Raw genomic sequence first — 13305 nt, forward strand, 5'->3', positions numbered from 1 at the left:
CATGCTTAAAATTGAAGTTTTCCAAGAAGATATCAACGTCAATACACGTACCATGCAGCCTAAAGATGGTAAGCCTGGACGAACTATTTACGAGCAAACAGCATACGCATACCTGGGCGGTAAATTTCCAGTACAGATGCGCTTACAAGTTAATAGTCCTGCAGAAGCTTATTTAGCTGGTGAGTATGAAGTTGATAACTCAAGTTTCATCGTTAACAACTTTGGTGGGCTTGAGCTTAAACGCTTCGGCCTAACAATGTCACCAATCACAAAGCATGCAAGTAGCAGCGCGATTACTTCAGCTAAATAGCTAAGGGGAAAATCATGGAAGAACCTATACATACAGCAGTCAGACTTCGTTTCGAAATAAACATTATCAGTGAGTTTTTACTCAGAGATTTAGCACCTGAACAAGCACGCAGAGAGCTAATTGCTAAAAGCTGTGTATTGCTTGGTGAACTTGATGACGCACTTGAAATGATTAAGGAGGACTCATGCAAGTTATCAAATATAAAGGCGGTATGACTATGGTTGATCGATCTGATGCACCTGATTATCAATGCAAGAACTGCTTTAAGGTATGGTGGCGTGACGACTTCGAGCAATCTCTCTTTATTGCCTGTCAGAATTGCCACGGCCAATTACGCAACATTACCAATGACGATCCTATCGAAATATGAGGCTGTGGTGTACACGAGAGCGATATCATTCAAACCATTTAAAACACGCCTCAGAGACTCTCACGCATAAGTGCGCACAATGTATATTATGTTAAATGACCTTTATCTGTAATAATATCGATAGCACCACTTAAGTTGGGAATTTAAAGCAAGATGAGAATCTTGTTTCATTGTAGCTATCTTCCATCAATTAGAATTTGGTAACAGTTAACTTTTAACTTTAAATAAACTAAACAAGACTTTGGGAAACTTCAGTATCACCCATGCTAAAATTTATAAAAACAAAGTACACCGCTTTTTATAATGCGTGCTTAAATCTAAAGGAACAATATACTTTCTGATGGCGGTATTTATGTCATAACCATTTTTGTAGTAGCCTTAGTGATTGGTCAATTTACGTTATCGTTATGATTCTATATGGTAAAGCACGTTTCTCTGTGAAATCTAGCACACAAGAACCCACACAGTTTTAAAGAATTCACGTAGCAACGCCTTCATTTTCTGCATTAATCAGCATTCAGCTGAAATCTTCCTTCCTGTGTGCATGATGAGTTGATATCGATGCTGAATAATTATGTCTTAGTTAATCTCTGGTACTGCTCATTATGACTCTGATGACTTAGCTAGCTTAAGCCTAGAACTAGCATCGACCTTAATCATTAAGATCCAGTTATTACTGAATCTTAGAGCCGATTTGATAAAAGAAGTTGAGCTGGAAAAGCGATCATGTTGATCCTATTACTGCGTTGTTTAACAACATAGAACCCGTTTAAGGATATTCAATACTCGTGGTAACTTAGCCGCTGTAAAGTGGATATTCAACCAGTGGTCAACAGGTCCATTTAGACTTTTTACTCAATTGCCGATAATGACACTTATCGGCATTAACTTGTCAGTTATTTGGAAACCCAACATACACATTCAATTCAGTGAAGTGAATACTCGTCAATGAGTCTTCTTAAGACTATGGTGCTGCAGAACCTAGAACCTAGAACCTAGAACCTAGAACCTAGAACCTAGAACCTAGAACCTGGTTTACCCTATCCCTTGTAGGTGATCTAATGGTTTGTTTTGTGCACTCTGATGTCTCTCTATCTGAGAGGTATGCAGATATTGAGATGTGGTGTCGATACTCTCGTGCCCTGCATCTGCTTGCACATGTGACAACGGTCTGCCATTAATATTGATGTCGTGGGTGATCCCTGTGTGACGGATACTGTGTACGCTCAAATTTCTCATTTGTTTAGCATCTTCACTAAAACCATCATTTTCGGCGATGTTAGCTGCTTTTTCGATGATATTGTCTACATCTTCTCTTATCTGACGTATACCTAGATTGGCATTGATAGTGCCGACTTCCCTTCCCCGGCCAGCCGCTTTTCGACGAATAAATAATGGATGCTGCTCCCCCTGGGTTGGATAATCAGGTAGCTTTAAGAATTGTCTGTACTCTACAAGGCCATTGAGTAAGGCTTTAGATATTGCGACGCTTCGTCGTTTTCCTCCTTTACTATGAGGAATGTGAAAACTCCATATTCCTGTCTGTTTATCTTGTCTAAATTGACTCATCACTGGCGAATAGCCTGCCCTGGCCCCGACTTCAGATACTCTTAAATAGCAGAAGTAAATCAACTTGATCATAAATAAGCTGCGTTGGTGAACGTCGGGTTCTTGCTGCGCTAACGTCTCTACTGTTGCAATGACATAAGACCATTGGAGCTCAGTGAAAGCCAGCATGTTGCAGTCATCGGAATTAACGCGATACTTCTTTTTTGAAGAGAAACGACTGTGATTCATCCAAGCTTGAGCCGGATTGCGTTCACTAATATCCTCACTCATTAGATAGCTATAAAAAGAGGACAAAATAGCTATCTTGGTTTTTATCGCATTTTCACTCAACTGATAGGGTAACTCTTTACCCATGGCCTTCTTACCGACGAATGGGCGCCATGCCGAATTAGGTGCTCGCTCCCCCTCTGTCTTATCAAGTTTAAATTGTGCAACGTTAAAGTAGCCAATTAAGTTAACTGGAGGATTTTGACAATAGCTTAAGTAACGGCCTATTTCCCTTCTTGATAATGCAATGGGAGAGAGTATGGATACATCAAAACACCAGTGAAAGAATGTAGTTAATTCACTTCGATAGGCTTTATAGCTGTTTTCATTATGTTGTTGTTCAATGAGTAACTCGGCAGCGTGCTCATAGATCAAGCCTGCATCGGGTATTTTATCTAAACTTATCTGGGTGATGTATTGATTGACAATATAGTTGCCTTGTTCAATGTATTTTGCTGATTCAAATAGGGGTAAAACTGGAGGCATAAGCATACTGAAGTCTCTGGAGTGATCCATGCGCATTAAAATATTTTGGATCGAGTGTCTATAAACCTTTGATGTTAACAGTGTACTTGGCATGCTGCTATGTGTTTTAGCCTCTTCCTTGATAGAGGTATTTGATTTGCTTACCCATGATGATCAAATCCTTTTAGGTTTTAAACAAAACCTAGAGTAAACGTTTATATTCTCTTCTTTTATTTGTCTCTGATTGACTTGTTATTTCTTCAACTTGTTCAATACTTGAATGGGTACTGACTGGAGTCATGCTTGCACATAAAGCAGAGTCATTAATTGAGCATTCTTTTGTACAGTAGATCTTCTTACTGCAGCACCAAAGGCACATCTGCCAGACTTTTTGTTTAGAGTCTTGGTCAAGGCAACGAAGTTCAGCAGCACAAAGTGCTCCAGATTGTATTAGTTGAGCTAATTTTTCGGTACTAATTGAGAGGTTTACCCGCTGTTCAATCATCATGTTGCCTTTATTTATATAAACAACATAGAGTGTACATTTAAATGATAATGATTATCAACTGCAATTGTGTAATTGGAAGTACAAACGAATTAATCTGCCAGATAAGTACTATAGTAAGCAACTGCTAAACTTAATTGAGAATTTTTACGACAATTTTCCACTGTCTTAAACATTGATCTACACTCAATGTATAGGGATGCAAGTATTTTTCACATAATTGAGGTTGTCGAATGCTAATCGATATAGCAAAGAAGAGCCCCCTCTTTTCAGGCAAAAAGAAATCACAGCCTGTTGCGACAGGTCCTGCGTGGCGAATTCTAATCGTTGATGACGAGCCCGATGTTCATACTGTGACTAAGCTTGCCCTATCACGATTCAAACTCGATGGATGTGCACTAGAATTTATCAACGCGTATAGCGGTGAAGAAGCTAAGCAGATTTTAATTAAAGAAAAAGATATTGCTATGGCCTTTGTTGATGTCGTCATGGAGAGCGATCATGCCGGTCTTGAGCTTGTAAAGTGGATCAGAGAGGAACATAAGAACACTGCAATACGTTTGATCTTAAGAACAGGCCAGCCGGGTCAGGCTCCTGAAGAAGATGTCATTGTTAATTATGACATCAATGATTATAAGGCTAAGGCTGAGCTCGATTCTCGCAAGTTAGTCACCAGTGTCTATTCGGCCCTTCGCTCTTACCGAGATATTATAGAGATTGAAAAAGCACGAGCAAATCAAATCAAGCATAGAAAAGGCTTAGAGCGTGTTGTTAAAGCAACTTCTGGTCTATTTGAATTACGCACCTTACATAACTTTGCCGATGGCCTACTGACTCAAGTAGCTAACTTACTGAACCTTGATACAGAAACCTTATTGCTTTCTTGTAATGCTATGGATGCCATGAGTGACAATGTCAATACCGATGGTTTACATATTCTTGCAGGGACTGGTCAGTTTTCAAACCACCATGAAAAACCGGTTCCAGAACATATTAAACATCTACTAGACGATGCGCTTAAACAAAAACGTTGCTTGTATGAGGAAGATTGTTTCGTGGGATATTTCCCTGCGAAGAGTGGCTGGATCAACCTTTTGTATATGGATGGAATTAGTAAAATTGATGATCTAGACAAGAAGCTAATCGATATTTTTGCTATTAACGTGGGTGTTGCATTTGAAAATTTATTATTAAATAAAGAATTAGAAGATACACAGTCAGAGTTGATATTGCGTCTAGGTGATGTGGTCGAGAGTCGTTCAAAAGAAGCGGCATATCATGTTAAAAGGATAGCTGAATATTGCTATCAGCTAGCTCTACTTTCCGGTATGCAAGTACACGAAGCGGATTTGATCAAACATGCCTCGCCTATGCATGACATAGGCAAGATCGCGACTCCGGATGCGGTATTGTTAAAGCCTGGTAAACTTAATGCCGAAGAGTGGGAGATCATGCGTCAGCACCCTGAGGTCGGTTATCAAATATTAGCAAATTCTGAGCGACCGATTCTGAAAGCTGCTAGCACAATTGCATTGCAGCACCATGAAAAATATGACGGCTCTGGCTATCCTTCTGGTTTAAAAGGGACAGATATTCATGTGTTTGCACGTATTGTCGCAATTGCTGATGTGTTTGACGCCTTGTCACACGCCCGTTGTTACAAACCTGCTTGGCCTATAGACGAGGTGATGAAGGTGATGAAAGAAGGTGCTGGTAACCATTTTGACCCAGATTTACTTAAGGTTTTTATGGAAAATATTGATGTGTTCACCAAAGTTAAAGAGGAGTTTAGTGATCAAAATGCAGAGCTAGATATCATGGCGACTTAATACTTTCATTACCTTCACTTACCACTATCAGCAAGAAAGTCGAATATGGCAACATGCTGTAGGCCATTTTTTTTAAAACTCACTAAGGCACGCCAAACCATATAATTACTACTGCAAGAACCGAATATCAGCTGACCATTATATTGCTTTTCATTAACTTTAGCCAAATTTACTGGGATAACCCCCATAAACATGTCTCTTCCCTCAATTCGCATATTAATATCAGTTATCGCCTCAGAGCTTGTTAACTCGATGGTTAACGGCTTTTCGCTGGGTGTATTGAACGGGGTGATTAACAAGGACAAGTTGATATTTGAGACCTGTTTATAACAGGGTGACATACTGAAGTTACATAAGGATTTATCTTCGATAATTCCGCTTGATTGACCTTCAATTTGCTCGTCATCTTGAGGCGTGCAAGCTGAGACTAAAAGTAGGATAACTAATAGGTTCCAGCTATGTTTTTTACTAAATAACTTAATGCGTAGCACAAATATTAACCTTTACACTAAAAGTATTTACATTCTATGGCGTAGCTTGATCTAGATCAACATTTCACAACGCACATTTCCTATCTTTTTTGATATAGCTCAAGTATCATTGCTTTACCTTGTTAATATTACAATTATTACAAGGATACACGTTGACACAATACGACTATTTCCGTAGGAATGCCGCGTTTGTGTCTTTTTAACGGGTAAAGTCACATTTTACTCAAACTATAAATATAAGTAATAAGCAGTGGAAGCAATATGATGAACCATTCCCAGCCTCAAGGCGCTGATTACAATTACACCGTCGTCCGCCAATTTGCCCTCACAACCGTCTTGTGGGGAATTGTAGGTATGTCAGTCGGTGTATTGATCGCGGCGCAGCTAATCTGGCCACAACTAAACTTCGATACTCCATGGTTAACATACAGTCGTCTTAGACCACTGCATACTAATGCCGTGATTTTCGCGTTTGGTACTTCAGCACTTTTCGCAACATCTTACTATATCGTCCAACGTACCTGTCAAACCAAACTATTTGCGCCGAAATTAGCCGCATTTACGTTCTGGGGTTGGCAAGCAATCATTCTTTCAGCCGTAATCACATTACCTCTAGGTATTACCAGTGGTAAAGAATACGCAGAATTAGAATGGCCAATTGATATCGCTATCACCCTTGTATGGGTTGCTTATGGCGCGGTCTTCTTCGGTACCATAGTTAAACGAACCACTTCACATATATATGTGGCAAACTGGTTCTTTGGTGCTTTCATCATAACCGTTGCAGTTCTGCACATAGTTAACTCTATGGCAATGCCTGTCAGTATGTGGAAGTCATATTCTATCTATGCCGGCGCAGTCGATGCGATGGTGCAGTGGTGGTATGGTCATAATGCCGTAGGTTTCCTACTCACAGCAGGTTTCTTAGGTATGATGTATTACTTCGTACCGAAACAAGCTGGTCGTCCTGTTTATTCTTACCGTCTTTCAATCGTTCATTTCTGGGCATTGATAGCACTGTATATTTGGGCTGGTCCTCACCACTTACATTACACAGCCTTACCAGATTGGACACAATCACTTGGTATGGTGATGTCGTTAATTTTATTCGCACCATCTTGGGGTGGAATGATCAACGGTATCATGACGCTATCTGGTGCTTGGCATAAGCTAAGAACCGATCCGGTATTACGTTTCCTTGTTGTTTCATTGTCTTTCTACGGTATGTCTACCTTCGAAGGCCCAATGATGGCGATTAAAACCGTTAACGCACTATCACACTATACTGACTGGACCATTGGTCACGTTCACTCTGGTGCGTTAGGTTGGGTTGCTATGGTTTCAATTGGTTCGCTATATCACCTTATACCGGTTCTTTACGGACACGGTCGTATGTACAGCACTAACTTAGTGAATGTTCATTTCTGGTTAGCGACGATTGGTACGGTTCTTTATATCGTTTCTATGTGGATCTCTGGTGTTATGCAGGGTCTGATGTGGCGTGCAGTTAACTCTGACGGTACATTGACTTACAGCTTCGTTGAAAGTATTGAAGCGTCATACCCGTTCTACTTTGTACGATTCCTTGGTGGCTGTTTCTTCGTTACGGGTATGCTGTTAATGGCTTACAACGTAATTAAGACTGTTAAAGCACCGAAAGAGTCTTTACCAGCACTCGCTGAAGCATAAGGGGGATACGATGAAATTTAATCATGAGTTAGTCGAGAAAAATATCGGTCTCTTGGGGATCTTTACTGTCATAGCCATTAGTTTTGGCGGATTAGTACAGATCACTCCCCTGCTCTTCCAAAAGGATACGACTGAGCCTGTTGATGGTTTGATTCCTTATACAGCTTTGCAAACTGAAGGTCGTGATATCTACGTCCGTGAAGGTTGTTATAACTGTCACAGTCAGATGATCCGTCCTTTGCGTGCTGAGACTGAACGTTACGGTCATTATTCTGTTGCTGGTGAGTCTGTTTGGGATCATCCGTTCCAGTGGGGCTCTAAGCGTACAGGTCCTGATCTTGCCCGTGTTGGTGGTCGTTACAGTGATAAATGGCATGAGGTACATTTAATTGACCCACGTGCTGTTGTGCCTCAGTCTAATATGCCAGGTTTTCCTTGGTTAGCTGAGAATAAACTTGATGGCAAATTGACAGGTAAGAAGATGGAGATCCTTCGTAACTTCCACAAAGGTGGAAATAAAGGTCAAGACCTTTATACCGACGAAGAGATCGCGGGTGCTCAAAAAGCCGTTGAAGGTAAAACTGAAATGCAAGCACTCATCGCCTATCTGCAGTCCCTAGGGCATGCATTGAAATAATAGGAGTCAATGATATGGATTACGGAGTAATACAAGGGATCATTACTATTGTTGTGATGCTCACCTTTCTCGGTATTTTTGCATGGGCTTATAGCTCGCGTCGTAAAGATCAATTTGACGAAGCGGCCAATCTTGTTTTTTCTGATGACGAATCTAACAAGAGTGCAGGAGAACAAAAGTGATGACAACCTTCTGGAGTATATGGATCACAGTACTGACATTAGTCGTGATCGCGGGATGTTTCTTCCTGTTAAAAGCTGTCTCTAAAAACAATACTGGTGTTGAAGAAGGCAAATCAATGGGTCACAGCTTCGATGGTATCGAAGAGTTGAACAACCCATTGCCAAAATGGTGGAGCTATATGTTTTATATCTCTATCGTTTTTGCCCTAATCTATTTAGCGCTTTATCCTGGACTTGGTAACTTCAAAGGTTTCCTAGGCTGGTCGAGCTCTAACCAGAGTATTGGTACTGAAAATGGTATTAAGGCCGATTCTGAAGCCGCTATCGCTTTAGCTGTTAAAGAGGGTCGTTGGGTTCAATATGACCAAGAAGTTAATCGTGCCGATGCAAAATACGGCCCTATCTTCAAGGCATATGCCGAAACACCATTAGACGAATTAGTTAATAACAAAGATGCACTTAAAGTGGGTGGTCGTTTGTTTTTACATAACTGTTCGCAGTGTCACGGTAGTGATGCTCGTGGTAGTAAAGGCTTCCCTAACTTAACTGACGGTGATTGGTTATATGGTGGTGAATTAGCCACGATTAAAACCAGTATCATGAATGGTCGTCACGGCATGATGCCGCCAAAAGGCGGTTTACCTATCGAAGACAGCGAAATAAAAGGTTTGGCTGAATACGTAGTTAAGTTGTCTGGTCGTGAACACGATGAAGCACTTGCAGCACAAGGCCAAGGTTCATTTATGAAAGGTTGTTTTGCCTGTCATGGAATGGATGGTACCGGTAACAAGATGATGGGCGCACCGAATATTGCGAACAACATGTGGTTATACGGTGGCAGTCGTGGTGCGATTGAAGAGACAATCAAATATGGGCGTAGCGGTGTGATGCCAGCATGGAAAGATGTGCTAGGTGAAGAGAAAGTTCACGTTATCACAGCTTATGTTTATAGCTTGTCAAACAAATAGTTACATATAAGTAATAACTGGGCCTCGATCTTATCGAGGCCTTTTTTTTAGATGCTAAATCACACATTTAGCGGTAAAATGAACTTAATTATTTTAATGGGTATGAAACATGAACAAGCAACAAGCCTGGTATAAGCAGTTCTGGCCTTGGTTTTTAATTATTTTGCCTCTTTGTGCAGTTGTCGCGAGTGTAAACTTGCTTTATCTAGCTGTTGTTAATAAGGATTCTTTAGTTTCTGAAGACTATTATAAAGACGGCAAGCGCATTAATATGGATCTTAAAAAAATTAAGTATGCTAAGCAACTGGGCTTGCAGTTTGAGTTATTAGTCGATGAAAATACGCTGACTATTACTCAGCATGGTGGCGAAGACTATAAGGCCGGTCTTAATGTTGAGTTTTTCCATCCAACCATTGAAGAGCGTGACTTTACTCGTTTGGTTTCCGCCGATGGCGATCAAGTTTATCGCATTGCACTCGATGGCCCTATCACAGGTTCATGGGAAGTCAGATTAGACGGTTTCGATCGTAAATGGCGAATTCAGAAGCGATTAGAGATCAAAGATGACGGCGTGTATTGGTTGAATTAATACATGTTTCCTTCCTTAGAGGAGTGCTTTAAGCGTTTTTCTAAGGAGCTTGTTACCATTCCCCACACTCAAACTCTTTTTTGACGTTCATCAGGATGTGATTGAGTTTTCAGTTTTTACATAGGTTTTTACAGATTGACTATGAAGCATCTTGATTGTTTCCATTGTGCAGAGCCTGTCTTAACAGGTACTCAATTTACTACCTTCATTAACAATGAAGAGCAAGTTATGTGTTGCCCTGGCTGTCAGGCCGTTTCTGCTGCAATAATAGATGCCGGTTTAACCAATTATTATAAATATAGAACAGAGCCTGGTAGTAAACAAAATGCATTAGTGCCCGAAGAGCTTTCTAGTTTTTCAGCTTTCGATTTGCCCGAAGTTCAACAAGATTTTGTCCATCAGTCCAGTAATATCTCATCAGTTTCACTCTCAATCGATGGCATCACTTGTGCCGCCTGCGCCTGGTTAATCGAACATAAACTTAAGCACGTAAATGGTATTGTAAAAATTCAAGTTAATACCACAACTGAACGTGCTCTAGTCAGTTGGCAAGAAAACACCATTCAACTCAGCAAAATCTTAAATCACATTAGTGCTATTGGCTATCAGGCTGCTCCATATCAAGTTGATGAGCAAGAGATAAAGAGTAAGAATAACAGTCGCCAGTTTTTATTGAAGCTGGGCCTTGCCGGTTTTGCTACCATGCAAGTCATGATGTTTGCTCTGGCACTTTATGCTGGCTACTTTACCGATCTAGAAGTTCAATATCGAGATTATTTTAGATGGGTCAGTCTGATATTTGCTGCCCCTGTGGTCTTCTATTCGGCTCAACCTTTCTATTTTAGTGCGATCCGTTCGATTTTCAGCGGCCGTTTAAATATGGATGTGTCAGTTTCAATTGCGATTTTAGGCGCATATATTGCCAGCTGTATCGCAACGATTAATGAGAATGGTGAGGTGTATTTCGAATCTGTCAGCATGTTTACCTTTTTCCTTTTACTTGGTCGTTACTTCGAGCAAAATGCACGGCAAAAAGCATCCGTTAGCTCGAGTAATTTACATAAACTGATCCCGTTAACCGCCCATCGAGTAACAGAAAATGTAACAAAAGAAATTCCAGCTAAAAGCCTAAAAATAGGCGATGTCATCTTGGTTAAGCCTGGTGAGGTTGTCTCTGCTGATGGTGTGATCACACAAGGCATGTCTAGTATCAATGAAGCCATGTTAACCGGTGAACAGTTGCCTGTTAGCAAAGGGGATCGCTGTGAAGTCTATGCTGGGACCATCAATATTGAGCAGCCAATACATGTTCAAGTCACCGCTGTTGGACAAGATCAGTTAGTTGCCGAAATCATTCGATTACAAGAATCTGCATCGAATAATAAACCCAAAGTTGCCCTGTATGTTGATAGCATCTCTAACTATTTTACTTGGACAATTCTTTTCGTCGCCGTATTAACTTATGTCGTATGGAAAATATACTGGCCTGAGGATGCTTTTTGGGTCACGTTATCAGTATTAGTGGCAACCTGCCCTTGCGCTCTAGCGCTTGCGACCCCAACTGCAGTAACCTGCGCGACGGGTATATTTACGCGTATTGGTGTTATCGTAAGAAAGCCGGGTGTATTTGAAAAACTCCCCAAAATACAGCATGTCGTATTCGATAAAACGGGTACCCTCACATGTGGTGAGCTTGAAATCAATTCAGCCGAGCTCTTTTCTGCTATGAATAAGCAAGAAGCCCTTGCCATAGCTGCAGCACTAGAGATGAGCTCTCTGCACCCGATTGCAAGAGCATTTGATTCATATCGAGACCATCAAATATCGGCTCATAGCACTCAAAGTCACATAGGTTTAGGCCTGAGTGGTAGTGTTCTGGGGACTCACTATAAAATTGGCAGTGCTAAATTTGTTAACTTAACAGACTCTGATGACCATGCCATTTATCTGCATGACACTAAACACTTGATTGCGAAATTTATACTCAGTGATTCGATTCGGAGTGATGCTGCAAAAACAGTCAAGACCTTATTGGCACAGGGGAATAGAGTCTCTATTGCAAGTGGGGATACTTCTACTCACGTCGATGAAGTTGCAGATAAAATTGGTATTACCGAAGTCAATAAAGGACTCAGTCCTGGTGATAAGCTGGCGTTGATCCAGCAATACCAAAGCCAATCAAATGTTGCCATGTTTGGTGATGGTATTAACGATGCTCCGGTACTTGCCGGCGCGAATTTATCGATTGCAATGGGCAGTGGCGCCGCGGTCACTAAAAGCTCTGCTGACTTGATCTTACTTGGCGATCAACTCTCACGTTTTACCGATGCGGTAAAGGTCGCTAAGTTAACAGAAAAAATTATCAAACAAAATTTATGCTGGGCGCTGGGTTATAACCTGTTTATAATCCCACTCGCCGTTACGGGACATGTATTGCCCTATGTTGCCGCCCTTGGTATGTCCGCCAGTTCTTTGATCGTTGTGGGCAATAGTCTTAGATTATTAAAGGTTCGTTTATGAGTATCATTTATGTGTTAATTCCCATTGCCATGTTATTTGTCTTAATAGCCATCGGTATTTTTTTCTGGGCTGTGAAATCAGAACAGTTTGATGATTTAGATAGACAAAGTGTCTCTATTCTTTTTGATGATGAGACACAAGCGAGTAAGGTAAGCAAAGATCAACAATCAACCGACTCAAGCAAACCTTGATCGACTATAACGTCACAGGGGCATTTTTGGTTGGTCTGATGGGGGCTGGTCATTGTATTGGTATGTGTGGTGGTCTAATTGGTGCTTTTTCTTCACAAATACCTAAACAACAGAATCAATTCTCTTCTCGATTAAACTTCCTTCTGAGTTACAACATTGGACGTATCTTAAGTTATTCTCTCGCAGGCGCTTTAGTCGGTGGCTCTGCTAGCGCGCTAGGCTTGCTGTTTGATATCGATCTTTATCTTATTACATTGCGTATCATTGCCGGATTGATGATGATAGCAACGGGTCTATATATTGCAAAAATATGGTCCGGAGTGGTACAGATTGAACGCGTAGGAAAGCTTCTGTGGCGTTTTATCTCACCATTGGCCAATCGGATAGTACCAATCAAAACACTGCCTCAAGCTTTCATTGGGGGGGTGTTATGGGGGTGGCTACCTTGTGGATTAGTGTATAGCACACTTACCTGGGCTGTAGCAGCTAACTCAGCAGGACAAGGTGCGATGATAATGGCTGCATTTGGGCTAGGAACCCTTCCTGCCCTGTTGAGTGCTGGCATGGCTGCAAATATACTTGGTCGTTGGGTACAGCACCGCGCAGTACGATTGGTGAGTGGATTAGTATTGGTAGTTTTTGGTTTACAAACTTTATACATTGCATTTGGACAGCTTAACTAGCTCCAATTATTAAATTAGTTTAACATATATGTAATCGCGA

14 protein-coding genes are annotated in these 13305 nt (G+C 41.0%); 12 read left to right on the forward strand and 2 right to left on the reverse strand.

Annotated features, from left to right (window positions below; all coding sequences use genetic code 11):
- Position 1: 1 nt before the first annotated feature.
- From FM038_RS11945 to FM038_RS11955, 3 genes are read left to right on the forward strand one after another with little or no spacing between them, the layout of a single operon-like run.
- Entirely contained in the window at positions 2–310 is a 309-nt protein-coding gene (locus FM038_RS11945; protein WP_142874906.1) for a single-stranded DNA-binding protein, read from the forward strand.
- Positions 311–324: 14 nt separating this feature from the next.
- Complete coding sequence (locus tag FM038_RS11950) at positions 325–525, forward strand: hypothetical protein (protein ID WP_142874907.1); 201 nt, start codon at positions 325–327, stop codon at positions 523–525.
- On the forward strand, positions 495–680 hold the full coding sequence (locus FM038_RS11955; protein ID WP_142874915.1) for a hypothetical protein: 186 nt from the start codon (positions 495–497) through the stop codon (positions 678–680). Before FM038_RS11950 ends, FM038_RS11955 begins: the two co-directional genes overlap by 31 nt.
- 1035 nt (positions 681–1715) lie before the next feature.
- Here FM038_RS11955 and FM038_RS11960 read toward each other — a convergent pair.
- Positions 1716–3008, reverse strand: a complete 1293-nt coding sequence (locus tag FM038_RS11960; RefSeq protein WP_142874916.1) for a tyrosine-type recombinase/integrase — start codon at positions 3006–3008, stop codon at positions 1716–1718.
- Positions 3009–3719: 711 nt separating this feature from the next.
- Here FM038_RS11960 and FM038_RS11965 point away from each other — a divergent pair.
- Positions 3720–5315: a DUF3369 domain-containing protein gene (locus FM038_RS11965; RefSeq protein WP_142874917.1), complete on the forward strand. Its 1596-nt coding sequence runs from the start codon at positions 3720–3722 to the stop codon at positions 5313–5315.
- A 14-nt stretch (positions 5316–5329) separates the two neighbouring features.
- Here FM038_RS11965 and FM038_RS11970 read toward each other — a convergent pair whose 3' ends face one another.
- The gene (locus tag FM038_RS11970) at positions 5330–5806 is read right to left on the reverse strand and encodes a hypothetical protein (RefSeq protein WP_195873267.1); all 477 of its coding nucleotides are present in this window, start codon (positions 5804–5806) and stop codon (positions 5330–5332) included.
- Between the two features lie 261 nt (positions 5807–6067).
- On the opposite strand from FM038_RS11970, the gene ccoN reads away from it, so the two are divergent.
- The 8 genes from ccoN (at position 6068) to FM038_RS12010 (ending at position 13265) form a co-directional block, all read left to right on the forward strand.
- On the forward strand, positions 6068–7495 hold the full coding sequence (gene ccoN, locus FM038_RS11975) for a cytochrome-c oxidase, cbb3-type subunit I (protein WP_142874918.1): 1428 nt from the start codon (positions 6068–6070) through the stop codon (positions 7493–7495).
- A 10-nt stretch (positions 7496–7505) separates the two neighbouring features.
- Positions 7506–8132 carry a cytochrome-c oxidase, cbb3-type subunit II gene (ccoO, locus tag FM038_RS11980; RefSeq protein WP_142874919.1) on the forward strand — a complete coding sequence of 209 codons (627 nt, stop codon included), beginning with the start codon at positions 7506–7508 and terminating at the stop codon, positions 8130–8132.
- 14 nt (positions 8133–8146) lie between these two features.
- Positions 8147–8314 carry a cbb3-type cytochrome oxidase subunit 3 gene (locus tag FM038_RS11985; protein ID WP_142874920.1) on the forward strand — a complete coding sequence of 56 codons (168 nt, stop codon included), beginning with the start codon at positions 8147–8149 and terminating at the stop codon, positions 8312–8314.
- Complete coding sequence (gene ccoP / locus FM038_RS11990; RefSeq protein WP_142874921.1) at positions 8314–9282, forward strand: cytochrome-c oxidase, cbb3-type subunit III; 969 nt, start codon at positions 8314–8316, stop codon at positions 9280–9282. The genes FM038_RS11985 and ccoP overlap by 1 nt, the downstream gene beginning before the upstream one ends.
- Positions 9283–9391: 109 nt before the next feature.
- On the forward strand, positions 9392–9871 hold the full coding sequence (locus tag FM038_RS11995; RefSeq protein WP_142874922.1) for a FixH family protein: 480 nt from the start codon (positions 9392–9394) through the stop codon (positions 9869–9871).
- A gap of 141 nt (positions 9872–10012) precedes the next feature.
- Positions 10013–12391, forward strand: coding sequence for a heavy metal translocating P-type ATPase (locus tag FM038_RS12000; RefSeq protein ID WP_142874923.1), 2379 nt, complete (start codon positions 10013–10015; stop codon positions 12389–12391).
- Positions 12388–12582, forward strand: coding sequence for a cbb3-type cytochrome oxidase assembly protein CcoS (ccoS, locus tag FM038_RS12005; protein WP_142874924.1), 195 nt, complete (start codon positions 12388–12390; stop codon positions 12580–12582). Before FM038_RS12000 ends, ccoS begins: the two co-directional genes overlap by 4 nt.
- Positions 12579–13265 carry a sulfite exporter TauE/SafE family protein gene (locus FM038_RS12010; protein WP_195873268.1) on the forward strand — a complete coding sequence of 229 codons (687 nt, stop codon included), beginning with the start codon at positions 12579–12581 and terminating at the stop codon, positions 13263–13265. Before ccoS ends, FM038_RS12010 begins: the two co-directional genes overlap by 4 nt.
- The last annotated feature ends 40 nt before the right edge of the window (positions 13266–13305 follow it).

Origin of the sequence: Shewanella eurypsychrophilus (assembly GCF_007004545.3) — a bacterium.
GTDB lineage: Bacteria > Pseudomonadota > Gammaproteobacteria > Enterobacterales > Shewanellaceae > Shewanella > Shewanella eurypsychrophilus.